The organism is Streptomyces sp. NPDC006335, from assembly GCF_040612795.1.
GTDB lineage: Bacteria > Actinomycetota > Actinomycetes > Streptomycetales > Streptomycetaceae > Streptomyces.
Window position 1 is genome coordinate 85,703 of record NZ_JBEXQX010000014.1, and the last position, 24,099, is coordinate 109,801.

28 protein-coding genes, 1 tRNA gene and 1 pseudogene are annotated in these 24,099 nt (G+C 69.4%); 10 read left to right on the plus strand and 20 right to left on the minus strand.

What is annotated here, in order from left to right:
• Positions 1-54 precede the first annotated feature (54 nt).
• The 4 genes from ABZ098_RS31875 to ABZ098_RS31890 are packed head-to-tail and all read right to left on the minus strand — an operon-like array spanning position 55 to position 3,546.
• Positions 55-876, minus strand: a complete 822-nt coding sequence (locus ABZ098_RS31875) for a DUF1707 domain-containing protein (protein ID WP_356597069.1) — start codon at positions 874-876, stop codon at positions 55-57.
• Positions 877-909: 33 nt separating this feature from the next.
• Positions 910-1,929, minus strand: coding sequence for an ATP-binding cassette domain-containing protein (locus tag ABZ098_RS31880; RefSeq protein WP_356597071.1), 1,020 nt, complete (start codon positions 1,927-1,929; stop codon positions 910-912).
• A gap of 2 nt (positions 1,930-1,931) precedes the next feature.
• Positions 1,932-2,753 (minus strand): ABC transporter permease, encoded by an 822-nt coding sequence (locus tag ABZ098_RS31885; protein ID WP_356597073.1) that lies wholly within the window; start codon positions 2,751-2,753, stop codon positions 1,932-1,934.
• The gene (locus ABZ098_RS31890; protein ID WP_356597075.1) at positions 2,746-3,546 is read right to left on the minus strand and encodes an ABC-2 family transporter protein; all 801 of its coding nucleotides are present in this window, start codon (positions 3,544-3,546) and stop codon (positions 2,746-2,748) included. The genes ABZ098_RS31885 and ABZ098_RS31890 overlap by 8 nt, the downstream gene beginning before the upstream one ends.
• 202 nt (positions 3,547-3,748) lie before the next feature.
• Here ABZ098_RS31890 and ABZ098_RS31895 point away from each other — a divergent pair, with 202 nt between their 5' ends.
• Positions 3,749-6,166 (plus strand): transglycosylase domain-containing protein, encoded by a 2,418-nt coding sequence (locus tag ABZ098_RS31895; RefSeq protein WP_356597077.1) that lies wholly within the window; start codon positions 3,749-3,751, stop codon positions 6,164-6,166.
• A 113-nt stretch (positions 6,167-6,279) separates the two neighbouring features.
• Here ABZ098_RS31895 and ABZ098_RS31900 read toward each other — a convergent pair whose 3' ends face one another.
• Together ABZ098_RS31900 and ABZ098_RS31905 are read right to left on the minus strand one after the other, a co-directional pair.
• Complete coding sequence (locus ABZ098_RS31900; RefSeq protein ID WP_037710614.1) at positions 6,280-6,630, minus strand: co-chaperone GroES; 351 nt, start codon at positions 6,628-6,630, stop codon at positions 6,280-6,282.
• 44 nt (positions 6,631-6,674) lie between these two features.
• Entirely contained in the window at positions 6,675-7,004 is a 330-nt protein-coding gene (locus ABZ098_RS31905) for a DUF3618 domain-containing protein (protein ID WP_356597079.1), read from the minus strand.
• A gap of 93 nt (positions 7,005-7,097) precedes the next feature.
• Between ABZ098_RS31905 and bcp the strand changes: the two genes are divergently transcribed.
• From bcp to ABZ098_RS31925, 4 genes and pseudogenes are all read left to right on the plus strand, one after another.
• Entirely contained in the window at positions 7,098-7,565 is a 468-nt protein-coding gene (gene bcp / locus ABZ098_RS31910; protein WP_356597081.1) for a thioredoxin-dependent thiol peroxidase, read from the plus strand.
• 141 nt (positions 7,566-7,706) lie between these two features.
• Complete coding sequence (locus ABZ098_RS31915) at positions 7,707-8,360, plus strand: HNH endonuclease signature motif containing protein (protein ID WP_356597291.1); 654 nt, start codon at positions 7,707-7,709, stop codon at positions 8,358-8,360.
• A pseudogene (locus tag ABZ098_RS31920) lies at positions 8,357-9,020 on the plus strand (HNH endonuclease signature motif containing protein). The gene ABZ098_RS31915 and the pseudogene ABZ098_RS31920 overlap by 4 nt, the downstream one beginning before the upstream one ends.
• 15 nt (positions 9,021-9,035) lie before the next feature.
• A tRNA-Leu gene (locus ABZ098_RS31925) sits at positions 9,036-9,110 on the plus strand.
• 44 nt (positions 9,111-9,154) lie between these two features.
• On the opposite strand, the gene rdgB is transcribed toward ABZ098_RS31925, so the two are convergent.
• The 4 genes from rdgB to ABZ098_RS31945 all read right to left on the minus strand — a co-directional run bounded on the left by rdgB (position 9,155) and on the right by ABZ098_RS31945 (position 11,336).
• Complete coding sequence (gene rdgB, locus ABZ098_RS31930; protein WP_356597083.1) at positions 9,155-9,757, minus strand: RdgB/HAM1 family non-canonical purine NTP pyrophosphatase; 603 nt, start codon at positions 9,755-9,757, stop codon at positions 9,155-9,157.
• Positions 9,758-9,767: 10 nt separating this feature from the next.
• Positions 9,768-10,172 carry a hypothetical protein gene (locus ABZ098_RS31935; protein ID WP_356597085.1) on the minus strand — a complete coding sequence of 135 codons (405 nt, stop codon included), beginning with the start codon at positions 10,170-10,172 and terminating at the stop codon, positions 9,768-9,770.
• 145 nt (positions 10,173-10,317) lie between these two features.
• Positions 10,318-11,055: a ribonuclease PH gene (rph, locus tag ABZ098_RS31940; protein ID WP_356597086.1), complete on the minus strand. Its 738-nt coding sequence runs from the start codon at positions 11,053-11,055 to the stop codon at positions 10,318-10,320.
• A gap of 47 nt (positions 11,056-11,102) precedes the next feature.
• Positions 11,103-11,336, minus strand: coding sequence for a PTS glucose/sucrose transporter subunit IIB (locus ABZ098_RS31945; RefSeq protein WP_007382349.1), 234 nt, complete (start codon positions 11,334-11,336; stop codon positions 11,103-11,105).
• A gap of 126 nt (positions 11,337-11,462) precedes the next feature.
• Here ABZ098_RS31945 and ABZ098_RS31950 point away from each other — a divergent pair, with 126 nt between their 5' ends.
• Together ABZ098_RS31950 and ABZ098_RS31955 are read left to right on the plus strand one after the other, a co-directional pair.
• Complete coding sequence (locus tag ABZ098_RS31950; RefSeq protein WP_356597087.1) at positions 11,463-12,755, plus strand: PTS transporter subunit EIIC; 1,293 nt, start codon at positions 11,463-11,465, stop codon at positions 12,753-12,755.
• Between the two features lie 103 nt (positions 12,756-12,858).
• Complete coding sequence (locus tag ABZ098_RS31955) at positions 12,859-14,109, plus strand: PTS transporter subunit EIIC (protein WP_356597089.1); 1,251 nt, start codon at positions 12,859-12,861, stop codon at positions 14,107-14,109.
• A 71-nt stretch (positions 14,110-14,180) separates the two neighbouring features.
• Here the strand turns inward: ABZ098_RS31955 and ABZ098_RS31960 are convergent, their stop codons facing one another.
• Complete coding sequence (locus ABZ098_RS31960) at positions 14,181-14,933, minus strand: MBL fold metallo-hydrolase (RefSeq protein WP_356597091.1); 753 nt, start codon at positions 14,931-14,933, stop codon at positions 14,181-14,183.
• A gap of 234 nt (positions 14,934-15,167) precedes the next feature.
• Here ABZ098_RS31960 and ABZ098_RS31965 point away from each other — a divergent pair, with 234 nt between their 5' ends.
• Positions 15,168-15,620, plus strand: coding sequence for a type II toxin-antitoxin system PemK/MazF family toxin (locus ABZ098_RS31965; RefSeq protein WP_356597093.1), 453 nt, complete (start codon positions 15,168-15,170; stop codon positions 15,618-15,620).
• A gap of 7 nt (positions 15,621-15,627) precedes the next feature.
• On the opposite strand, the gene ABZ098_RS31970 is transcribed toward ABZ098_RS31965, so the two are convergent.
• The 8 genes from ABZ098_RS31970 to clpS form a co-directional block, all read right to left on the minus strand.
• Positions 15,628-16,578, minus strand: a complete 951-nt coding sequence (locus tag ABZ098_RS31970; RefSeq protein ID WP_356597095.1) for a cysteine synthase — start codon at positions 16,576-16,578, stop codon at positions 15,628-15,630.
• A 6-nt stretch (positions 16,579-16,584) separates the two neighbouring features.
• Positions 16,585-16,863, minus strand: coding sequence for a MoaD/ThiS family protein (locus tag ABZ098_RS31975; protein ID WP_007382355.1), 279 nt, complete (start codon positions 16,861-16,863; stop codon positions 16,585-16,587).
• A gap of 115 nt (positions 16,864-16,978) precedes the next feature.
• Entirely contained in the window at positions 16,979-17,074 is a 96-nt protein-coding gene (locus tag ABZ098_RS31980) for a putative leader peptide (RefSeq protein WP_319256640.1), read from the minus strand.
• Positions 17,075-17,162: 88 nt separating this feature from the next.
• Positions 17,163-18,191, minus strand: coding sequence for a LacI family DNA-binding transcriptional regulator (locus ABZ098_RS31985; RefSeq protein WP_356597098.1), 1,029 nt, complete (start codon positions 18,189-18,191; stop codon positions 17,163-17,165).
• A gap of 39 nt (positions 18,192-18,230) precedes the next feature.
• Positions 18,231-18,653 (minus strand): M67 family metallopeptidase, encoded by a 423-nt coding sequence (locus tag ABZ098_RS31990; protein WP_356597100.1) that lies wholly within the window; start codon positions 18,651-18,653, stop codon positions 18,231-18,233.
• Between the two features lie 68 nt (positions 18,654-18,721).
• A complete protein-coding gene (locus ABZ098_RS31995) occupies positions 18,722-20,173 on the minus strand; it encodes an amino acid permease (RefSeq protein ID WP_356597102.1) in 1,452 nt (483 codons plus the stop codon).
• Between the two features lie 344 nt (positions 20,174-20,517).
• A complete protein-coding gene (locus ABZ098_RS32000) occupies positions 20,518-21,120 on the minus strand; it encodes a DUF2017 domain-containing protein (RefSeq protein ID WP_356597104.1) in 603 nt (200 codons plus the stop codon).
• Between the two features lie 12 nt (positions 21,121-21,132).
• On the minus strand, positions 21,133-21,450 hold the full coding sequence (clpS, locus tag ABZ098_RS32005; protein ID WP_007382360.1) for an ATP-dependent Clp protease adapter ClpS: 318 nt from the start codon (positions 21,448-21,450) through the stop codon (positions 21,133-21,135).
• Between the two features lie 58 nt (positions 21,451-21,508).
• On the opposite strand from clpS, the gene ABZ098_RS32010 reads away from it, so the two are divergent.
• Together ABZ098_RS32010 and ABZ098_RS32015 are read left to right on the plus strand one after the other, a co-directional pair.
• Complete coding sequence (locus ABZ098_RS32010) at positions 21,509-22,855, plus strand: nicotinate phosphoribosyltransferase (RefSeq protein ID WP_356597106.1); 1,347 nt, start codon at positions 21,509-21,511, stop codon at positions 22,853-22,855.
• Between the two features lie 229 nt (positions 22,856-23,084).
• Complete coding sequence (locus ABZ098_RS32015) at positions 23,085-23,672, plus strand: isochorismatase family protein (protein WP_020121185.1); 588 nt, start codon at positions 23,085-23,087, stop codon at positions 23,670-23,672.
• Positions 23,673-23,686: 14 nt separating this feature from the next.
• Here ABZ098_RS32015 and ABZ098_RS32020 read toward each other — a convergent pair whose 3' ends face one another.
• Positions 23,687-24,031, minus strand: coding sequence for a hypothetical protein (locus tag ABZ098_RS32020; RefSeq protein WP_356597109.1), 345 nt, complete (start codon positions 24,029-24,031; stop codon positions 23,687-23,689).
• Positions 24,032-24,099: the final 68 nt, after the last annotated feature.

Below are 24,099 nucleotides of genomic sequence, written 5' to 3' on the forward strand. Positions count from 1 at the left end.
GCGCGGGAAGCTGCGCGACCAGCCACAGTCGGCTCGCACCCGCCGACGGACCGCTCAGTCCTCGCCCCGCCGGCGCCGCTCCCTGCGCTCCCTCCGCTCGCGCCGCTCCTCGTGCCGTTCCCACATCAGGTCGTGATGCCCCTCGATCATCCGCCGATGGGTGCCGCGCACCTCCTCGCGGACCGAGTCCCGCAGCTCCCGCGCGGCCTCCCGGCGGTCCAGCTTCTCCTGCCGCCGTTCCTCCCGGATCCGCTGCCGCTCGGCGCGCGTCAGCTTCCGCTCGACCCCGACCCCGCCCCAGAAGGCGAACCCGGTCACGATCACGCGAGGCGCTCCCGGTTCCCCCGGGACGCCTTCCTCGCGGTGGTCGAAGCCGCCCATGATCCCGATCCCGCGCACCACGACCTCGACCCCCGGCGGCACGATCACCTGCATCCCGCCCATGATCGCGACACAGTTGATCTCGACCTCGCCGGCGGCGAAGTTCGCCTCCCGCAGATCGATCTCGCCGCCGCCCCAGAAGGCGAAGCAGTTGAACCGCCGGGGCACCGTCCAGCGCCCCTTGCGCTGGAACCCGGACATCACCGCGACGGCCCACGTCGAGGAGCCCTCGCCGCCCACGATCCGGGACGCCCAACTCCCGTCCGGCTCGGGTCGCTTCATCATGTCGACCTTGGGAGCGGCCACCCCGCCGACCGGCAGGTCCCGGGTGATCGGCGCGAGTTCGCCGTAGGTCCGCGCCTTGTACGTGGCGTCCAGCCGCTCCTCGAACTCCTCCATGTCGAGCCGCCCCTCCGCGAGGGCGTCCCGCAGGACCTCGGCGACTCGCTCACGATCAGCGTCGGAGGCACGCAGCTCTGGCAGTTCGTCGGTCATGTGCAGCAGCCTACGATTTACCTCACCGCACGGCTACGACACCGCTTTCTCCGCTTCCCCGGCATACATCTTGGCGATCACCGCCTCGATGTCCGGCTCCCGCACCGACAGGTCCACCAGCGGGTACCGCGCGGCGACCCGCGCCACCAGCGCCGCCGCCGACTCGGACGCCGGGAACGCCAGCCACTGGCGCGGCCCCTCCACCTTGACCACGCGGGCGGGCGCCGCCTCGATCGGCGGCAACTCCCTTTCCAGGTCCACCACCAGGGTGCGCTCGCTCTCGCCCACCTCGTGGAGGCCGGCGAGGGCGCCGTCGTACATCAGGCGCCCGTGGTCGATGACCATCACGCGCGAGCACAGCTGCTCGATGTCCTGGAGGTCGTGGGTGGTCAGCAGGACCGTGGTGCCGCGCTCGGTGTTCAACTCCCGTAGGAATCCCCGCACCTTGGCCTTGGAGATGACGTCCAGCCCGATGGTCGGCTCGTCCAGGTACAGCACCTCGGGGTCGTGCAGCAGCGCCGCCGCGATGTCGCCCCGCATCCGCTGGCCCAGCGACAGCTGGCGCACCGGCACGTCCAACAGATCGGCCAGTTCGAGGAGTTCGACACAGCGGTCGAGGTTCTCGCGGTAACGGGCGTCCGGGATGCGGTACATGCGGTGCATCAGCTTGTAGGAGTCGATCAGCGGGAGGTCCCACCACAGGGTCGTGCGCTGGCCGAAGACCACGCCGATGCGGTGCGCGAGCCTCGTCCTCTCCCGGGACGGATCGATGCCCGCCACCCGCAGGCGGCCGCCGGACGGGGTCAGGATGCCCGTCAGCATCTTGATCGTCGTCGACTTGCCGGCGCCGTTCGGGCCGATGTACCCGACCATCTCGCCGCGCGCCACGGTGAAGGAGATCGAGTCGACCGCCCGCACCTGGCGCCGCTCCCGTTTCAGGAAACCGGTCTTCTTGCGCACCTCGAAGACCTTCTCGACCCGGTCGAGTTCGATGAAGGCGTCCGCCGCCCCGTCCGTCGCCGCGTCCATCCCCACGTCCATCCCCACGTCCATCGCTAACTCCCCGTACTCCGGTACGACCCGAGCCCCGCCCGCCACGCCAGCCCGGCCAGCGCACAGCACACCACCGCCACCAGCGGCGAGGTGAAGGCCGCCCAGTCCGGCAGCTCCAGCGGGTACGGCCGGTCCAGCACGTAGGAGGCCGGCACCCAGTTGACGAAGGCGAGGGGCAGCATGAACGTCACCCCGCGCACGAAATCCTTCCCGAACACCGTCGGCGGGTACTGAAGCAGGGTCGTACCGCCGTACGTGAACGCGTTCTGCACCTCGGAGGCGTCCTGCGCGAAGATCTGGAAGGCCGCGCCCGCCACGAACACCGCGCAGAAGATCACCGCTCCGCTGACCACCATCAGCGGCACCAGCAGCACCTTCGCCGGGCTCCAGTCGACGTCCACCGACGCCAGCGCCCAGACCAGCACCACCGTGCCCTGGGTGATCCGGCCCAGGCGGCGCACGGCGAAACGGTCCGCGCCGATCTGCGCGAGCACCGGCGCCGGACGCACCAGCAGTATGTCGAAGGAGCCGTCCCGGATCCGGGAGCCCAGCACGTCCATCGAGCCGAGCACCAGGTCGGCGATCCCGAACGCGGTCACCGAGAGGCCGTAGAGGAAGGCGATCTCGGGCAGGCGCCAGCCGCCCAGCGAGTCGACCTGCGAGAACATCAGCAGGATCCCGACGAAGTCCATGCCGGTCATCACCAGGTTGGCGCACATCGTGACCACGAAGGAGGTGCGGTAGGTCATGGCGGACCGCACCCACATGCCCGCGATCAGCCAGTAGGCCCGCACTCCTTCGCCCAGGCGGGACGTCTCAGCCACCCTGCACCACCACCCGACGCGTCGCCGCCGACTGGAGCAGCCGCCCGGCCGCCAGCAGCACCACCGCCCACGTCGCCTGGAACGCGAACGCCCCCAGCGGGTCGGTCTCCCCCATCAGCACGTCCGCCGGCATCTGGAGCTGCGCCGCCCACGGCAGCGCCCGCACGATGTCGCCGAGCACCCCGGGGAAGGCGTTGAGCGGGAACACGATGCCCGAGCAGAAGACCCCCGTGATCATCACGGCCTGCATGATGCCCATGCCGTCCAGCAGCCAGAACACGCTCAGCGCCGCGAGATAGCGGATCCCGAAGCTGACGACCATCGCGAGCAGCAGCGCCACGAGCAGGGCCGCCCAGGACGTGACGTCGGTGGGCAGCGCCATCGGGAAGAACAGTGCGCCGAACACGAAGGGGATCACCCCGCGTCCGATCAGCTGGAACAGCGAGCGGCCCAAGTCGCTCGCCAGCCACCACAGTTGGAGGTCGGCCGGGCGGTACAGGTCGACCGCGATCTCACCCGTGCGGATCCGCTCGATCACGTCCTTCTCGGCGCCGCCGCCCTGGATGGCCAGCGTCGAGTACAGGCACTGCCCCAGCCAGACGTAGGTGACCGCCTGCGCCTGGTCGTAGCCGCCCAGATGGGGCTTCTCGTCCCACAGCGCGAGGTACGTGTAGACGAGGATCACACCGAAAACGGTGTTGGTGAACACCCCCGCGAACGTGGCCGCGCGATATGTCGCGTATCGTCGGAATCCCCCTGCCGCGACGGTCGCGTACAACCGCCATGAACCCACATCAACAGCCCTCCTCGGCCCGCGGACACCGAAGCGCAGGAGCCTAGTGCGCAGGTGACGGGGCGGGCCACCCATTTTCCGGGCGAGACGCGCGCCATATCCGGGAACGGAACGCAGGGTGCGAGAGTCTTCAACAGGGGACGCAGACAGCGTACGAGGTCGTACGGGGACGTACGACGCGAAACAGGAGTCCGTGCACGAGATGAGCGACCAGCCGCAGCAGCCGACGACCGAGGGCTGGGCACCGACAGACCCACAGACGGCTGAAGAGCCCGGCGGGAAGAAGAAGGCCAAGCGGCCCAAGCGCACCGGCTGGCGGCGGCTGATCCCGACCTGGCGCATGGTGCTGGGCACCTTCGTCCTCGGGCTGATCGTTCTGGCCGGCCTGTTCTTCCTCGGCTACTCCATGGTCAAGATCCCGCCGGCCAACGCGCTCGCCATCAAGCAGTCCAACGTCTACCTCTACGCCGACGGCAGCCAGCTCGCCCGCGACGGCGAGGTCAACCGCGAGAACGTCTCCCTCTCCCAGGTCTCCAAGGACGCCCAGCACGCCGTACTGGCCGCCGAGGACCGCGACTTCTTCACCGAGTCCGCGATCGACCCCAAGGCCATGCTCCGCGCCGGCTGGAACACCGCCACCGGCAAGGGCAAGCAGTCCGGCTCGACGATCACCCAGCAGTACGTGAAGAACTACTACCTGGCCCAGGACCAGACCGTCACCCGCAAGGTGAAGGAGTTCTTCATCTCGATCAAGCTGGACCGCACCCAGCCCAAGGACCAGATCCTCGAGGGCTACCTCAACACCTGCTTCTTCGGCCGCAACGCCTACGGCCTCCAGGCCGCCGCCCAGGCCTACTACGGCCAGGACGCCGTCGACCTCGACGCGGCCCACGCCGCCTACCTCGCGGCGCTGGTCAACGCGCCGAGCGAGTACGACGTCGTCGCGCACCCCGAGAACAAGGCGGCGGCCGAGGCCCGCTGGAACTACGTCCTGGACGGCATGGTCAAGAAGGGCTGGCTGGCCCAGTCCGAGCGCGCCGGGCTGAAGTTCCCGATGCCGAAGGAGCAGACCCTCTCCACCGGCCTGTCCGGGCAGCGCGGCTACATCGTGCAGGCGATCAAGGACTACCTCACCACCAACAAGATCGTCACCGCCGAGCAGCTCGAAGCGGGCGGCTACCGCATCACCACCACCCTGGACAAGAGCAAGCAGGACGCCTTCGTGAAGGCGGTGAACGACCAGGTGATGAAGAAGCTCGACAAGAAGAACAACAAGGTCGACAACTACGTCCGCGCGGGCGGCGCCTCCGTCGACCCCAAGACCGGCAAGGTCGTCGCGATGTACGGCGGCGTCGACTACGTCAAGCAGTACACGAACGGCGCGACCCGCGGCGACTTCCAGGTCGGTTCCATCTTCAAGCCCATCGTGTTCGCCTCGGCCGTCCAGAACCACTCCGAGACCCAGGACGGCGAGCCCATCACCCCCAACACCTACTACGACGGCACCAACAAGCGCCCCGTCGTCGGGTGGACCGGCGGCTCCTACGCCCCCGAGAACGAGGACCAGGGCTCCTACGGCGAGATCACCGTCCGCACGGCCACCGACAAGTCCGTCAACTCCGTGTACGCGCAGATGGCCGTCGACGTCGGCTCCGACAAGGTCAAGCAGACCGCGATCGACCTGGGCATCCCCTCGGACACCCCGGACCTGACGGCGTCCCCGTCCATCGCGCTCGGCGTGAACACCGCGAGCGTCCTCGACATGGCGGAGGCCTACGCCACCCTCGCCAACCACGGTCGGCACGGCACGTACACGATGATCGACAAGATCACCAAGGACGGCGCGGCGACCGTCGAGCTGCCCGAGGAGAAGACCACGCAGGCCGTCAGCCGCGAGGCCGCCGACACCACCACCTCGATCCTCCAGAGCGTCGTCGAGAACGGCACCGCCACCGCGGCCCAGGGCGCGGGCCGCCCCGCCGCGGGCAAGACCGGCACCGCCGAGGAGGACACCGCGGCCTGGTTCGCCGGCTACACCCCCGAGCTCGCCACGGTCGTCTCCGTCATGGGCCAGGACCCGGTGACCGCCGCGCACAAGTCGCTCTACGGCGCGATGGGTCTGGAGCGCGTCAACGGCGGCGGGCCGCCCGCCGAGATCTGGGCTCAGTACACCAAGGCCGCCCTCAAGGGGAAGCCGGTCGGCGACTTCGACCTCCAGCTCCAGGCGGGCGCCGAGGTCCAGGCCCCGAGCAGCCAGGCCCCCGTCGACCCGACCACGGGCGGCCAGGACGACGGCGGCACCACGGGCGACACCACCGGCGGCCAGGAGAGCCCGGGCCAGACCGAGGGGCAGACCGGGGGCCAGTCCGAAGGACCGACCCAGGGCCAGGACAACGGCGGCACCACCACCGGGGGCGACACCACGACGGGCGGGACCACCGGCGGCACGACCGACGGCGGCCCCACGACCGGCGGCACCACCGGCGACACCTCCACCGGGGGCGGCACGACCGACGGCGGCACGACGGGCGACACGACCGAGGGCACGACCGGGGACTCACCGAGCGGCGGAGCGGCGACCGGCGGCCAGAACCTGGTGACCACGAACCGACGGGAGTGACCGCGGCCGGGGGCGGCCGCCCCCGGTCCCGACGGAACGGCGAAAGGGCTGGTGACGATGTCACCAGCCCTTTCGAACCCCTGATGCAGAACCCCTGATGCAGAACCGCTGATTCAGAGATACAGGCCGGTCGAGTCCTCGGACCCCTCGAACCGGTCGGCCGCCACGGCGTGCAGATCACGCTCACGCATCAGGACATAACCCGTCCCGCGCACCTCGACCTCGGCCCGGTCCTCCGGGTCGTACAGCACCCGGTCCCCCGGCTCCACGGTCCGTACGTTCTGCCCCACGGCCACGACCTCGGCCCAGGCCAGCCGGCGTCCGACGGCCGCGGTGGCGGGAATGAGGATGCCGCCACCGGACCGCCGCTCGCCCTCACCGTTCTCCTGCCGCACGAGTACGCGGTCGTGCAGCATCCGGATGGGCAGCTTGTCGTTCGGGGTGTCGTTTCTCTTGGCGCTCACGCCACTGAACCTACCTGTCCTCGACGCCCGTGTACGCGGCCGGGTCAGCCCTTGCGACGCCGGGTGCCCAGGGCGAGGAGCCCCACGAGTCCCACGGCGACGAGGGCGACCGGCACGAGGCGCTCCAGACGAGGAGCGCCCTCCTCGTCCACGAACTGGGCCTTCACGTCCGTGACCGCCTTGTTGACGGAGACGTACGCCCGTCCGAGCGTGTGGTCGATGTTGGAGACGACCTTCGCCTTGGCGTCGCCGACGATCGTCTTCGGGTGCACCCGCACCCCGATCTCGTCGAGCGTCTCTGCCAGCACCTCGCGGCGGCGCTTGATGTCCGCCTCGATCTGCGCCGGGGTTCTGATGTCCGACGTGTCAGCCACGGTAGAGCCTCCGGGGTCGCTGCTACTTGTCCCGGACAGTCTGTCAGTTCCGCCCGCGACCGCACTGTCAGGACCCCCGGTTACGCTGACCCAATGAGCGAGCGACTCCAGCCCGGGGACGTGGCCCCCGCCTTCACCCTGCCCGACGCCGACGGCACCGAGGTCTCCCTGTCGGACCACAAGGGCCGCAAGGTCATCGTCTACTTCTACCCGGCCGCCCTGACCCCCGGCTGCACGAAGCAGGCCTGCGACTTCACCGACAACCTGGAGGTGCTCGCCGGCGCCGGCTACGACGTCATCGGCATCTCCCCGGACGCCCCGGAGAAACTGGCGAAGTTCCGCGAGAAGGAATCCCTGAAGGTCACTCTCCTCGCCGACCCGGAGAAGACCGTGACCGAGGCCTACGGCGCCTACGGCGAGAAGAAGAACTACGGCAAGACCTACATGGGCGTCATCCGCTCCACGGTCGTCGTGGACGAGGAGGGCAAGGTCGAACGGGCCCTGTACAACGTCCGCGCGACGGGCCACGTGGCGAAGATCATCAAGGACCTGGGTATCTGAACCTCCCCCTTCTCCCCTGCCGAGCGGCCCGCACCGGAACACCGACGCGGGCCGCTCCACGTTCCGGGCGTGACTGCCCGATAAGCGGTTCGTTACTCCGTACGGGCTCACGAACGTGTGGCCGAGGACGGAGGGGGTTCGGTGGGGGCCAGTGCGTACACCAGGGAGCGGCTGGAGGAGGCGGCTCGGGGGGCTCGGACGCTGTCGGAGGCGTGCGGGAGGCTGGGTGTGGATCCGCGGAGTTCGACTCGTCGATATGTCTTCGAGCGAATGAAGAAGCTGGGGGTGGAGGTCTCCCACTTCGAGCGGGAGGGGGTGAAGTGGAAGAAGGAGACCCTGGAAAGGGCGGTCGCGGCCTCCACGAACATGTGCGAGGTGCTCCGGCGGCTGGGACTGGAAGTGGTCGGTGGGCACCACACGCACATCAGCCGGCGGATCAGGGCATACAGGATCGACACCTCGCACTTCCGCCTGCCGACACAGCGAGGCAAAGCGCGGCGCCCCCGGACTCCGGAGGGGCTCCTCGTCGAGCAGCCGCCGACCGAGGCCCGGCGTGTCCCGAGTGACCGACTCCGTTGGGCGATGACGACCATGGGCGTACAGGAGAAGTGTGCGCTCTGCGGTACGGAAGCGGTGTGGCGGGGCCGACCGCTGCCGTTGGAGGTCGATCACATCGACGGCGACTGGCGCGACAACAGGATCGAGAATCTGCGGTTCCTCTGCCCCAACTGCCACTCCACGACAGACACTTATCGAGGGCGCGGAAAAGGACGCGCCGGGGAGAACACTCCGTGAGCGCCGGCGTGCAGTACACACGCGAGCGCCTGGAGGCAGCAGCCGCGCAGTGCTCCGACATCGACGAGGTGATCGCCTTCTTCGGAACGCGGCCGTACGCCAATCTGCGCCGCCACCTCTTTCAACGCTTCGACCACTTCGGGATCGATGTCTCCCACTTCGGCCCGCCGATGCAGGCAGCCGCGGCCCCCGCCCGAGGAGCTGCGGACCGTGGTCTCCGAGTCGCTCTCCCTCGCAGAGGTGCTGCGCACCCTGGGACGCAAGGACAACGGCGGGCAACGCGCGCTGCTACGACAGTGGATGACCGAGGACGGCCTTGATACCTCGCACTTTCTGGGGCAGGCACGTCGACGTGGCGGGCCGGGCCCTACACCGCTCAGACGCGCCGAGGACATCCTGGTCCAGCATCAGGGCAACAGGCGGACCAGAACTCACCTGCTCCGCCGGGCGCTCTCGGAGGTAGGCGTACCCGAGGTGTGCGCCGAGTGCGGGACGGGTCCGGAGTGGCTCGGCAAGCCGATGACGCTGGAGGTCGACCACATCAACGGCGACTGGAGCGACGACCGGCGCGAGAACCTGCGGCTGCTGTGCCCCAACTGTCACGCGATCACCAGCACCTGGTGCAGGGGAGGTCGGCGCACAACGCGCAGCTCCCAGTAGAGTGGGCACCGCCGCGGGCCCGTATCCCAGCTGGCAAGAGGATGCCGGTTTAGATCCGGTATGTCGTGGGTTCGAGTCCCACCGGGCCCACCTTGTGAAGGGCGCCCCGCCACCAGGTGAGGCGCCCTTCAGTGTCAGCCCAACAGCTCCCGCACCACCGGTACCAGTGCCCTGAACGCCTTGCCGCGGTGGCTGATCGCGTTCTTCTCCTCTGCCGTCAGTTCGGCGCAGGTCCGGGTTTCGCCGTCCGGCTGGAGGATCGGGTCGTAGCCGAAGCCGTTCGTGCCCACGGGGGCGTGGCGCAACCGGCCTCGTAGCCGGCCCTCGACCACGCGCTCCGTGCCGTCGGGCAACGCGAGGGCCGCCGCGCAGGCGAAGTGGGCGCCCCTGTGTTCGTCGGCGATGTCGGAGAGCTGGGCCAGGAGGAGGTTCAGGTTGGCCTCGTCGTCTCCGTGCCGTCCCGACCAGCGGGCCGAGAAGATACCCGGGGCGCCGTTCAGGACGTCGACGCAGAGGCCGGAGTCGTCGGCCACCGCCGGGAGGCCTGTGGCCTGGGCCAACGCGTGGGCCTTCAGCAGGGCGTTCTCCGCGAAGGTGACGCCGGTTTCCTTGACGTCGGGGATCTCGGGGTACGCGTCCGCGCCGACGAGGTCCAAGGGCAGACCTGCGTCGGCGAGGATCGCGTGGAGCTCGGTGATTTTGCCGGCGTTGCGGGTGGCGAGGATCAGGCGGGTCATGTCCCCAGTATTACGGCGTACAGACCTTGGTCAGTTCGCCGGCCGCATCGGTGATCGGGCTGAGGTCCGGCGTCTCGTCGCCGTTCTTGACGGCCGTACGGACGTTGGACACGGCCTCGTTGAGGTGGTCGACCGCCTGGTTGACGTCGGTGTTGTCGGTCTTGTCGCCGATCTCGTCGAGGTTCTGGTCGATGGAGGTGAGGGCCTCGTCGATCTGGGTCGGGTCGTTCGACGCGTTCTCCACGGCCTGCTGGAGGTCGGTGACGCTGTCGGCGACGGCCTCGGCGGTCTGGACGCAGTCCAGTGCCTTGCTGACGGCGTCGCAGCCGGTGGTGAGGCCGGTCGTGAGTACTGCGGCGGCCACCGCGGTGGCGATGGTGATACGGCGACTACGGCGGCGTCGGCTCGCGGCCATGGATCTGTTACCTCCCTGTGCAGGCCTCAGGAGGCCCCCGTTGACTGGCCGGGCGCCCGTCGTGCACAGCGGGCGCCCGTACTCCCGAAGACGCCGGGACGGCCGGTCGGGTTGCGCTTGCCGACCGCCGTTCTTGGCGGTTCCTTTACTTTTCGAGGACGGTATCAAGCGCCTTGGATTGCAGGGCGGCGAGTTCGGAGCAGCCGAGGACGGCGAGGTCGAGGAGGGCGTTGAGCTCGTCGCGGGCGAAGGGTTCGGCCTCGGCGGTGCCCTGGACCTCGACGAAGCGGCCGTCGCCGGTGCAGACGACGTTCATGTCGGTGTCGGCCTTCACGTCCTCCTCGTAGCGGAGGTCGAGGAGGGGGACGCCGCCGACGATGCCGACGGAGACGGCGCTGACGGTTCCGGTCAGCGGCTGGCGGCCGGCCTTGATGAGCTTCTTGCCCTGGGCCCAGGCGACGGCGTCGGCGAGGGCGACGTAGGCGCCGGTGATGGCGGCGGTGCGGGTGCCGCCGTCGGCCTGGAGAACGTCGCAGTCGAGGACGATGGTGTTCTCGCCGAGCGCCTTGTAGTCGATGACCGCGCGCAGGGAGCGGCCGATGAGGCGGCTGATCTCGTGGGTGCGGCCGCCGATCTTGCCGCGGACGGACTCGCGGTCGCCGCGGGTGTTGGTGGCGCGGGGCAGCATGGAGTACTCGGCGGTCACCCAGCCCTCGCCGCTGCCCTTGCGCCAGCGGGGGACTCCTTCGGTGACGGAGGCGGTGCAGAAGACCTTGGTGTCGCCGAAGGAGACGAGGACGGAGCCCTCGGCGTGCTTGCTCCAGCCGCGTTCGATGGTGACCGGGCGGAGTTGTTCGGGGGTGCGGCCGTCGATTCGAGACATGGCGCCGAGCCTATCGGCCTCCCGGGTGGGCGTTCGGCGTGCTCAGCTCACATCATGTCCTCGATCTCGGCGGCGATCGGGTCGGCGTCGGTGCCGATCACGACCTGGATCGCGGTGCCCATCTTGACGACGCCGTGGGCGCCGGCGGCCTTGAGGGCGGCTTCGTCGACGAGGGCCGCGTCGTGGACCTCGGTGCGCAGGCGGGTGATGCAGCCCTCGATCTCGTCGATGTTGCCGATGCCGCCGAGTCCGGCGACGATCTTCTCTGCCTTGGTGGCCATGTCGTTCTCCTCATGCACAGTTGGCCCAACTTCGCGGGCGATCGCGCTGTCCGTACCGAAGTATGACGTCACAGCAACCAATCGCCCGTGACTGGTCTACACCACCCGACAGGCGGTCGCCAACTGATGAGTTCAGAGACCGAGATCTCACCTGCGCGCCGGCGATGGCAGTCGGCGTTCCAAGGGCTGCAGAAGATGGGCCGCAGTCTTCAGCTGCCCATCGCCGTGCTGCCGGCCGCGGGCATCCTCAACCGGCTCGGCCAGCCGGACGTGTTCGGGGACGACGGGCTGGGCTGGACGAACGTCTCCAAGGTGATGGGGGGCGCGGGCGGGGCGCTGCTCGACGGCCAGCTGGGGCTGCCGCTGCTGTTCTGCGTGGGTGTGGCCATCGGGATGGCGAAGAAGGCGGACGGGTCGACGGCGCTGGCGGCGGTGGCCGGATTCCTCGTCTACTTCACGGTGTTGAGGCAGTTCCCGGAGGACTGTCCGAGCGGGGCGAAGGCCGTGCCGGGCATCGGGTGCCAGGCGGCGGTGGACCACACGGTGGTGGCGTTCACCTACCAGAACCCGGGGGTGTTCGGCGGCATCGTGATGGGGTTGCTGACGGCGTTCTTCTGGCAGCGGTACCACCGCACGAAGCTGGTGGACTGGCTCGGGTTCTTCAACGGGCGGCGGCTGGTCCCGATCATCATGGCGTTCGTCGCGATCGGTTTCGCGGCGCTGTGTCTGTGGGTGTGGCCGCCGATCGGTGACGGGCTGGAGAACTTCAGTGACTGGCTGAAGGACGCGGGGGCGTGGGGTGCGGGGCTGTTCGGTGTCGCGAACCGGGCGTTGCTGGTGATCGGACTGCACCAGTTCCTGAACGTGCCCATCTGGTTCCAGTTCGGGACGTACACCAAGGCGGACGGCTCGCAGGTGCACGGTGACATCAACATGTTCCTGGCGGGCGATCCGAACGCGGGGCAGTTCACCTCGGGGTTCTTCCCGATCATGATGTTCGCGCTGCCGGCGGCGGCGCTGGCGATCACGCACTGCGCGAAGCCGGAGCGGCGCAAGGAGGTCGGCGGGCTCATGCTCTCGGTGGCCCTGACGTCGTTCGTGACGGGGATCACCGAGCCGATCGAGTACTCGTTCCTGTTCATCGCGCCGCTGCTGTACGCGGTGCACGCGGTGCTGACGGGGGTGTCGATGGCGGTGACGTGGGGGCTCGGGGTGCACGACGGCTTCAGCTTCTCGGCCGGTCTCATCGACTACGTCATCAACTGGAACCTCGCGACGAGACCGTGGGCGATCATCCCGATCGGGCTGTGCTTCGCGGCCCTGTACTACGTGATCTTCCGGTTCGCGATCACCAAGTTCGATCTGAAGACACCGGGCAGGGAGCCGGCGGAGGAGGTCGAGGACGTCACCAAGGTGTAGTCCTCCGGTTGCGGAACTGACGGGTTCCTTATAACGCCCCCATCGTGTACAACAGGTCTACACCACTGAGTGGTGTAGACCACCACCCGATGGAGGAAGCGTTATGAGCACCGCCACCGAGACGGCGGCCCCCGCGAAGAAGCGGGGATCCGGTCTTTTCCAGGGCCTGCAGAAGGTCGGCCGCAGTTTGCAGCTCCCGATCGCCGTGTTGCCGGCGGCGGGGCTGATGGTCAGGCTCGGCCAGGACGACGTGTTCGGCAAGGACGGCCTGGGCTGGGACAAGGTCGCGTCGGTCTTCGCCAACGCCGGCGGCGCCATCACCGGCGCCCTTCCGATGCTGTTCTGCATCGGCGTCGCCATCGGCTTCGCGAAGAAGGCCGACGGCTCGACCGCGCTCGCCGCACTGGTGGGCTTCCTGGTCTACAGCAAGGTCCTGGAGTCGTTCCCGGTCACCGAGGCCAAGATCCAGAAGGGCGCGGACATAGCCGCGACCTACAACAACCCCGGTGTCCTGGGCGGCATCATCATGGGTCTGCTCTCGGCGGTCCTGTGGCAGCGGTACCACCGCAAGAAGCTGGTCGACTGGCTCGGCTTCTTCAACGGCCGCCGTCTCGTCCCGATCATCATGGCCTTCGTCGGCGTGGCCGTCGGCGTCTTCTTCGGGCTGGTCTGGGAACCGATCGGTGACGCCATCACCAACTTCGGCGAGTGGATGACGGGGCTCGGCTCGTTCGGTGCGGCCCTCTTCGGCGCGATCAACCGCGGGCTCATCCCGATCGGCATGCACCAGTTCGTGAACACGGTGGCGTGGTTCCAGCTCGGCGAGTTCAAGGACGCCGCGGGCCATGTCTGGGTGGGCGACTACAACCGCTTCCTGCACGGCGACCCGACTGCCGGAATGTTCATGTCCGGCTTCTTCCCCATCATGATGTTCGGTCTGCCCGCGGCAGCGATGGCCATCGCGCACACCGCTCGCCCCGAGCGCCGCAAGGCCGTGACCGGCATGATGGTCTCGCTCGCCCTGACGTCCTTCGTGACCGGTGTGACCGAGCCGATCGAGTTCTCGTTCATGTTCATCGCCCCGATCCTCTATGTGATCCACGCGGTGCTGACCGCCGTGTCCATGGCCGTCACCTGGGGGCTGGGAGTCCACGCGGGCTTCAACTTCTCCGCGGGCTTCATCGACTACGCCCTGAACTGGAACCTGGCCACCAAGCCCTGGCTGATCATCCCCATCGGCCTGGTCTTCGCGGCGATCTACTACTCGGTCTTCCGCTTCGCCATCGTCAAGTGGAACCTCCCCACCCCCGGCCGCGAGCCCGAGGAGGAGGTCGAGGATCTCACCAAGGCGTGAGAGTCCGTCGGAGCAAGCGAAGGCCCCCGGAGTCCTGAACCTCTCCGGGGGCCTTCGTCATGCCGCGGGGGCTAGATCTCGTACGACTCCCTCGGCGTCGCGAGGGACACCGGACCGTCGTACACCGCGCGCGCGTCGGCGAGGTTGACCTGGGGGTCGGTCCACGGGGGGATGTGGGTGAGGACCAGGCGGCGGGCGCCTGCCCGGGTCGCGGTCTCACCCGCCTCGCGGCCGTTGAGGTGCAGGTCGGGGATGTTCTCCTTGCCGTGCGTGAAGGCGGCCTCGCACAGGAACAGGTCGGTGTCGCGGGCGAGTTCGGTGAGGGCGGGGCTGAGGCCCGTGTCACCGGAGTAGGTCAGCGACCGGCCGCCGTGCTCGATCCGGATGCCGTACGCCTCCACGGGGTGCGCCACGCGTTCGGTGTGGACGGTGAACGGGCCGATGTCGAAGGTGGACGGCTTGACCGTGTGGAAGTCGAAGACCTCGCTCATGGAGGAGGCGGTGGGGGTGTCGGCGTAGGCCGTGGTCAGACGGTGTTCGGTGCCTTCGGGGCCGTAGACCGGGATGGGGTCGCAGCGGCCGCCGTCGTGGCGGTAGTAGCGCGCGACGAAGTACGCGCACATGTCGATGCAGTGGTCGGCGTGCAGATGGCTGAGGAAGATCGCGTCGAGGTCGTAGAGACCGCAGTGGCGCTGCAACTCGCCAAGGGCACCGTTGCCCATGTCGAGAAGCAGCCGGAAGCCGTCGGCCTCGACGAGGTAGCTCGAGCAGGCCGATTCCGCGGACGGGAACGACCCCGAGCAGCCGACGACGGTGAGCTTCATGAAACAGAAACCTCCGCTGGCGGGAACTTTTCTGGGATAGAGACGGGGGTCGTGCGGTCCGTCGAGCGTAAGGCGCAAAACCTCGGGTCGCTCCTCCGCCAAGGGCTGTTGTGGGCGAACTCACCTGTGGTGTCACCGGTTCGGCTGGACCAGGGGCGTGTGGGGAGTGTGACCGCGCTAACGGCTTGAACAGAGGGCGCGCGGGGCAGATCGCGCGCCGGTAACGTCGTCCTCATGGACACGTCCTGGTTGCTCGCGCTCGCGGCGGTGGTGCTGCTGGCGCTGGTCGCCGCGCTCGTCGACGGGTGGGGTCGCGGGCACCGGCCCCGGGGGCGCGCGGACCGTACGACTGGGCCGTCCGGGCGTACGACGGGGGTGCGGCCGCGGCCCGCCGAGATCTGGTGGGCGCAGGTGCCGTACGAGGACGGGCCGGGGGCCAAGGACCGGCCGTGTCTCGTGCTGGCGGTGCACGGTCGGCGGGCCGTCGTCGTGAAGATCACCAGCAAGTACCACGACGAGCGGGCCGGGGTGATCCCGTTGCCGCTCGGCTCGGTGGGCGATGCCCAGGGGCGGGCGAGCTTCCTGGAGACGGGCGAGCTGCGGGACGTGCCGGTGGGGGACTTCCGGCGCAGGGCGGGGGTGGTGGACCCGGTCCTGTGGGACCAGGTCCGTCACCTGGCGACCTAGCGGGAGGTCAGGCCCAGAGCTGGCCCTGGAGCGTCTCGATCGCTTCTTCGGTGGTCGCCGCCGTGTAGACGCCCGTCGAGAGGTACTTCCAGCCGCCGTCGGCCACGACGAACACGATGTCGGCGGACTCCCCCGCCTTGAGCGCCTTCTTGCCGACGCCGATCGCCGCGTGCAGGGCCGCGCCCGTGGAGACGCCCGCGAAGATGCCCTCCTGCTGGAGGAGCTCGCGGGTGCGGGTGACGGCCTCTGCGGAGCCGACGGAGAAGCGGGTGGTCAGCACCGACGCGTCGTAGAGCTCCGGTACGAAGCCCTCGTCGAGGTTGCGCAGGCCGTACACCAGGTCGTCGTAGCGCGGTTCGGCGGCGACGATCTTCACGTCCGGCCTGTGCTCGCGCAGGTAGCGGCCGACGCCCATCAGGGTGCCGGTGGTGCCGAGGCCCGCGACGAAGTGGGTGATCGAGGGGAGGTCGGTGAGGATCTCCGGGCCGGTGGTCGCGTAGTGGGCGCCGGCGTTGTCGGGGTTGCCGTACTGGTAGAGCATCACCCAGTCGGGGTGCTCGGCGGAGAGCTCCTTGGCGACCCGTACGGCGGTGTTGGAGCCGCCCGCGGCCGGCGAGGAGATGATCTCGGCGCCCCACATGGCGAGCAGGTCCCGGCGCTCCTGCGAGGTGTTCTCGGGCATCACGCAGACGATCCGGTAGCCCTTGAGCTTCGCCGCCATCGCCAGCGAGATGCCGGTGTTGCCGGAGGTGGGTTCGAGGATCGTGCAGCCCGGGGTGAGGCGGCCGTCCTTCTCCGCCTGCTCGATCATGTGCAGGGCGGGGCGGTCCTTGACGGAGCCGGTGGGGTTGCGGTCCTCCAGCTTGGCCCAGATGCGGACGTCGGCGGACGGCGAGAGCCGCGGCAGGCGCACCAGAGGGGTGTTGCCCACCGCGGCCAGCGGGGAGTCGTAACGCATCGACGATCAGGCCATGCCGCCGGCCACGGCCGGCAGGATCGTGACGTTGTCGCCGTCGGTGAGCTTGGTGTTGATGCCGTCGAGGAAGCGGACGTCCTCGTCGTTCAGGTAGACGTTGACGAAGCGGCGCAGCTCACCACCGTCGACAATGCGGGCCTGGACGCCCGCGTGCCGGGTCTCGAGGTCGGCGAAGAGCTCGGCGAGGGTGTTCCCGTTGCCCTCCACCGCCTTCTGGCCGTCGGTGTAGGTGCGGAGGATGGTCGGGATGCGGACCTCGATGGCCATGGCTCAGGGCTCCTGTCGGATGGTGTCTGGTCGGTGGGCGCGCGGCAGCGCTGGTACAGCAGGTCGTGCGTGTAGGAAGCGCCGCGGCTCACGGCCGTACGGCGGCAGCGCGGCGTCAACAGATGGCGCTGGCGAGCCTGCACAGGTCGACGTGCAGCCGCGCCACGAGCAGGGCGCCCGGCGTCTTCTCGCTCACGTCGTAAGAAACCATGGGGTCATCGTATCGATTCCCGGTCCGGGTCCCGGAATGTGATCCCACCATGCGGACGGAATCCGATCGCTGGCTGAGATTCGGCTGCTCAGGCGGACTGCCGTAGGACCAGTCTGGTGGGTACGACCACCGAGGACGGCTGCGCAGGCCGGTCGAAGAGCAGGCGGGCCATGAGCCGGCCCATCCGCTCGACGTCCTGGTGGACGGTGGTCAGCGGCGGGTCGGCCGACTCGCTGATCTCGGTCAGGTCGTCGAAGCCGATGACGGCGACGTCGTCGGGGATCCGGCGGCCGTACTCCCGCAGGGCGCGCAGGGCGCCGGTGGCCATGAGGTCGGAGGCGACGAAGACGGCGTCCAGGGCGGGGCAGCGGTCGAGGAGCGCGGCCATGGCGTCGGCGCCGCCCTGCTCGGTGTAGTCGGCGCGCTCGGTCAGCTCGGGCGGGGCGCCCGGGAGGACGTCCCGGTAGCCGGCGAGCCGTTCGGCGGCGGAGTCCTCCTGGTCGTAGGGCCCGGTGACGGTGGCGATCCTGGTACGGCCCAGGGAGACGAGGTGCTGGACGGCCTGCCGGGCGCCGCCGCGGTTGTCGCCGTCGACGTAGGCGTGGGCGTGGGCGCGCATGATGTCGCCGTCGCGCAGCAGGGGGCGGCCGCCGAAGACGACCGGGATGTCGAGCCCGTCGGCCATCTCGTGGAGCCGGTCGCCGGGGCGCAGGGAGAACAGGACGGCGCCGTCGACGTGGCCGCCGCCGAGGTAGTCGGCGACGCGGGGGTGGTCGTCGGGGTCGTCCAGGAACAGCAGGACGGCCTGGGCGCCGTACTCGGCGAGTTCGCGGCGGACCCCGCGCAGCAGGCAGTCGAAGAACGGGTCGAGGAAGAGCCGGTTCTGCGGTTGGCTGGCGACGACGGCGACGGCGCCGGTGCGGCGGGTGACGAGCTGGCGTGCGGCCTGGTTGGGGACGTAGCCGAGTTCGGCGATGACCTGGCGGACCTGCTCGACGACCTCCGCACGCACTCTGGGCTCGCCGTTGATCACCCGGGAGACCGTGGACCTCGACACCCCCGAACGTCGTGCGACATCCTCCAGGGTGGGCCGTCGTCCGTGCGCGTGGGGGGTCAACACCTGCTCCGATACGGGAAGTTGATCGTGCGTACGAGCCTAGTACGCGGCGACGATCTCCACCTCCTCCTCGGTGACCTCGCCCTCGACGATCCGGTACGAGCGGAACTGGAAGTCGCCGAGGCCGTCGGTGTCGGCGGTGGAGACGAGGACGTAGTGGGCGCCGGGCTCGTTGGCGTAGGAGATGTCCGTGCGGGACGGGTAGGCCTCGGTCGCGGTGTGGGAGTGGTAGATGACCACCGGCTCCTCGTCGCGGTCGTCCATCTCGCGGTAGAGCTTGAGCAGGTCGCCGGAGTCGAACTCGTAGAACGTGGGCGACATGGCGGCGTTGAGCATGGGGATGAAGCGCTCGGGGCGGTCCGAGCCGGCCGGTCCCGCGACGACTCCGCACGCCTCGTCGGGGTGGTCCTTGCGCGCGTGCGCGACGATCCGGTCGACGAGCTCCTGGGTGATGGTCAGCATGCCGAAAGGATAAGCAGAGGGCCGCCGCGTACCGAGGAGCGGTACGGGGCGGCCCACATGCCGGACTTCTAGGCGCCGACCTTCTCGAACTCCGGCTCGCGCCGGTCCGTGATGCCGGGGTTGCGGGTCTTGAGGACGGCCCAGCCGATGCCCAGCGCCACGGCCCATCCGGCCATCACGTACAGGCAGACGCGGGACTCGGCGTCGCACGCGATCAGGACGGTCACGAAGAGCAGGAACACGATCGCGATCCAGCTGCCGACGGAGCCGCCCGGTGCCGGGAAGGGTGAGGCGGGCAGGCGGCCGGCCACGACCTCGCGGCGGTAGCGCACGTGGCTGATGAGGATCATCAGCCAGGTCCAGATGCCGGCGGCGGTCGCCACCGAGACGACGTATTCGAAGGCCTTCTCCGGTACGACGTAGTTCAGCACCACGCCGATGCCCATGAAGAGCACGGAGACGGTGATGGCGAGCGCCGGGGTGCGGGTGACGGAGAGCTTGTTGAAGGCCTGGGGGGCCTCTCCGCTGTCGGCGAGGGTGCGCAGCATGCGGCCCGTGGAGTACATGCCGGAGTTACAGGAGGACAGGGCCGCGGTGAGGACGACGAAGTTGACGATGCCGGCGCCGGCCGGGATGCCGATCACGGCGAAGGCCTTCACGAAGGGGCTGACGCCCTTCGCGAACTCGGTCCACTTGACCACGCACAGGATGACGGTGAGGGCGCCGACGTAGAAGAGGCCGATGCGCCAGGGCAGGGTGTTGATCGCCTTGGGGAGGGTCTTCTCGGGGTTCTCGGACTCACCGGCGGTGACGCCGACGAGCTCGACGGCGAGGTAGGCGAACATGACGCCCTGGAGGGTCATCAGGGACGAGCCGATGCCCTTGGGGAAGAAGCCGTCGAAGGCCCAGAGGTTGGAGACCGCGGCGGTGTCGCCGGCCGCGCTGAAGCCGAAGGTCAGGACGCCGAGGCCGATCACGATCATGCCGATGAGGGCGGTGACCTTGATCATCGAGAACCAGAACTCGATCTCGCCGAACAGCTTCACCGAGATCAGGTTCGCCACGAACAGGACGACCAGGAAGACCAGGGCCGTCGTCCACTGCGGGACGGCGGGGAACCAGTAGTTGACGTAGATCGCGGCGGCGGTGAGTTCCGCCATGCCGGTGACGACCCACAGCAGCCAGTACGTCCAGCCGGTGAAGTAGCCGAAGAACGGGCCGAGGAACTCGCGGGAGTACTCCGCGAAGGAGCCGGAGACCGGGCGGTAGAGCAGCAGCTCGCCGAGGGCCCGCATGATGAAGAAGATGATCACGCCGGCGACGGCGTACATCAGGATGAGGCTCGGACCGGCCTTGGCGATGTTCGCCCCGGCGTTGAGGAAGAGGCCGACGCCGATGGCGCCGCCGATCGCGATCATCTGGACCTGGCGGCTGCCGAGTCCGCGCTCGTACCCCTCTTCGGAGGCGTTCGGGGCCTTCTCCGAGCCTGAGCCTTTGTCTTCGACCTGAGCGGAGGTCATGTGTGTGGTGCGCCTTTCTCCATGCCGAACCGGGCCTTTCGTCGGCCTCGGATCGGGTTTCGATCCCCCCGGATTGATGGAGTGGTGCCTGGCCGGCGGTTGCCGGCTCGGTGGCGCACCCGAGCGAACATGCGGGTGGTGTTCGCCGGGCGGTCGTGAAGATTTATCACGGCCGCAACATTGATCACCGGTACGACGTGTGGCGCGGACCACAGGGAGAAGCGGACAAAAAGCACCCTCGATGGACATACGCGGCCATCACGGTGACGTGATCGTTATCCGGATTTGAGCGTCCTCTGAGCGAACACATCGCGGTCGAGGACCGGGCGCGAAACCGTCACAACTCACGGCATAAGGGTGCTCACGAGGGTCTCCTGGAGACCGCCCAGCCACAGGTACGCCATCACCATCGGCTTGCGGGGGTCCTCGTCCGGGAGCCGGTAGAGGAGGTCGGTGTCCTCCTCGTCGGTGATGTCGAGGCGGGAGCCGATCGCGAGCCGCAGGTCGTTGAGGGCGCCGAGCCACTGCCGGGACTCGTCGGCCGACAGCTTGAGGACCACCCCGTCGTCACCTGCGGAGCGCAGCGCGTCCAGGGAGCGGACCACCGCGAGGGCGTTGTCGCGCTTGCCGGCCCGCAGGTCGTTCTCGGTGTAGCGGCGGAACTCCGAGGAGTACGCCCGCTGCTCCTCGGCCTCCTTCGCCTGCGGGGTGCCCTCGGGGTCGCCGTAGGCGTCCGGGAAGAGCCGCTTGAGCACGGGGTCGGAGGGCGGCTCGCTCGGGCCGTCCGCGAAGAGCTCGGCGAGCGGGTCGTCGGGGGCGTCCTCGGCGGGTCCCGGGCCGATGAGTTCCAGGAGCTGGACGGCCAGCGACCGGATGATGGAGATCTCGACGTCGTCGAGGGCGACGGCGGCGCCGCCGCCGGGGAGCGGTTCGAAGGTTCCTGGCATCAGGTGTCGTCGCTACTTCCGGTCCTGCTGGAGGGTGGCCCACAGACCGTAGCCGTGCATGGCCTGCACATCGCGTTCCATCTCCTCGCGGGATCCGCTGGAGACGACCGCCCGGCCCTTGTGGTGGACGTCGAGCATCAGTTTGGTGGCCTTGTCCTTCGAGTAGCCGAAGTACGTCTGGAAGACGTAGGTCACGTAGCTCATGAGGTTGACCGGGTCGTTGTGCACGATCGTGACCCAGGGGACGTCCGGCTCGGGGACGGCGAAGACCTCTTCCGCCGACTCGGTGCGTTCGATCTCTACGGGAGCGGGTGACGTCACACGGCCCATGCTGCCACGCACCCCACAAATCGTCACACTGACGCGAAGTGGGGTAGCATCTCTTGTTATGAACACAGCGGACCTTGGGCTGCCGGTGGACGTTCCCTCGACGGCGCTCTTCACGGACCAGTACGAGCTGACGATGCTGCAGGCCGCGCTGAAGGCGGGTACCGCCGAACGGCGCAGCGTGTTCGAGGTCTTCACCCGGCGGCTGCCGGAGGGGCGCCGCTACGGTGTCGTCGCGGGCACCGGCCGGGTGCTGGACGCGGTGGAGAACTTCCGCTTCGACGGGGACGTCCTCGGCTTCCTGCGCGAGCGCTCCATCGTCGACGAGGAGACCCTCGACTGGCTCGCCTCCTACCGCTTCGGCGGCGACATCTGGGGCTACCCGGAGGGCGAGGTGTACTTCCCGGGCTCGCCGATCCTGCGGGTGGAGGGCACCTTCGCCGAGTGCGTGCTGCTGGAGACCGTGATCCTGTCGATCCTCAACCACGACTCCGCGATCGCCGCGGCCGCCTCCCGGATGTCCTCGGCCGCAGGCGACCGGCCGCTGATCGAGATGGGCGCCCGCCGCACCCACGAGCTGTCCGCGGTGGCTGCCGCCCGCGCCGCCTACGTCGGCGGTTTCGCCACCACCTCCGACCTCGCGGCCGGTTTCCGCTACGGCATCCCCACGGTCGGCACCTCCGCCCACGCCTTCACCCTGCTGCACGACCAGGAGCGGGACGCCTTCCAGGCCCAGGTGGAGTCGCTGGGCCGGGGCACCACCCTGCTGGTGGACACCTACGACGTCACCGAGGCCGTCCGTACGGCCGTCGAGGTCGCCGGGCCCGAGCTGGGGGCCGTGCGCATCGACTCCGGCGACCTGCTCCTCGTCGCCCACCGGGTCCGGCAGCAGCTCGACGAGCTGGGCGCCAAGCGGACGCGGATCATCGTCACCTCCGACCTCGACGAGTACGCCATCGCCTCCCTCGCCGTCGCGCCGGTGGACGCGTACGGCGTCGGCACCCAGCTGGTGACCGGGTCCGGGCACCCGACCGCCTCGATGGTCTACAAGCTGGTCGCGCGCGCCGAGTCCGACGACCCGAAGGCGCCGCTGATCCCGGTCGCGAAGAAGTCGTCCGGCGGCAAGAGCTCGGTCGGCGGCCGCAAGTGGGCGGCCCGGCGGCTGGACGCGGAGGGCATCGCGGAGGCCGAGGTGGTGGGCACCGGGCCCGTGCCCCCGGCGCTCACGGACCGCCAGCTCCTGGTCGAGCTGGTCAAGGGCGGCGAGGTCGTCGCACGCGAGCCGCTGGACGTCGTACGGGACCGGCATGCCGCCGCCCGGGCCAACCTGCCGCTGTCGGCGACCCAGCTCTCGCGCGGGGAGCCGGTCATTCCGACGGAGTACGTCAACGCGCGCACGGGTAGCTAGGGTCTGTCCGGCCGATCGGGCCGGCTCCCGTACGAGGTCGTTCGAGCACGGCGGATCCGGCCACCGACGACGACGTCGCTGCTCGGCGCGCCGGCCCGGGCGACGTCGGCGTGATCCGCCGGACGGGCCCCGCGGGCGCCGTCCCGAACGCGCCCGCCCACGCCCCCTCCCGCACGCTCCCCGAAGTCTCTAGGCTCGTAAGTTCACTCTTAGTCGAAGGACACCCACCATGCGCCGCGCCTTGATCGTCGTCGACGTGCAGAACGACTTCTGCGAGGGAGGCAGCCTCGCGGTGGCCGGAGGCGCCGATGTGGCCGCCGCCGTCACCGAGCTGATCGGGCAGGCGGCCGGCTCCGGCTACCAGCACGTGGTGGCCACCCGGGACCACCACATCGCCCCCGGCGGCCACTTCGCCGACAACCCCGACTTCGTGCACTCCTGGCCCGCGCACTGCGTCGCCGGGACCGAGGGGGTGGGGTTCCACCCGAACTTCGCGCCGGCCGTCGCCTCGGGGGCGATCGACGCGGTCTTCGACAAGGGGGCGTACGCGGCGGCGTACAGCGGGTTCGAGGGCGCCGACGAGAACGGCGTGACGCTGGGCGACTGGCTGCGGGCGCGGGAGGTGACGGAGGTGGACGTGGTCGGGATCGCCACGGACCACTGCGTACGGGCCACCGCGCTGGACGCGGCCCGGGAGGGCTTCCGCACCCAGGTCCTCCTCGACCTCACCGCCGGGGTCGCCGAGGCGACGACCGAGCGGGCGATCGAGGAGCTGCGGGAGGCGGGCGTGGAACTGTCCGGGAAGCCGGTCGTCTAGGCGGGCACGGCCGCTCAGGCCCGTGCCGTCGGCCTCCTCAGCAGTGACCTGATCGGATGCCACAGCTCCTGGACCAGCTCGGGCCCGCCCACGACAGCGTTGTCGGGGGCGGTTCGCCATATCAGCCCGTCCGGATGGTGGAGTACGGCGGTGATCTCGTCCGGGGTCGGGGGCGCGCCGTTGCCGCGCAGGTACACCGCGCGCAGCCCCAGGTTGCGCAGCCTGGTCAGGGCGCGCGCCCGGTTCTGGGCGTGGACGAGTACCCGCACGCTGCCGTAGCCGTCGGCGGGCGGGCGGGGCAGGTTCAGCGCCACCACCACCCTGCCGTTCGGCAGCTTGCAGAAGCCTCCTGCGGCCATGCGGTCACACCCCCGTGTGCGTCGGTGTCAATAAGGGAGCCACAGGACGCACCTAAACACGATCGGCG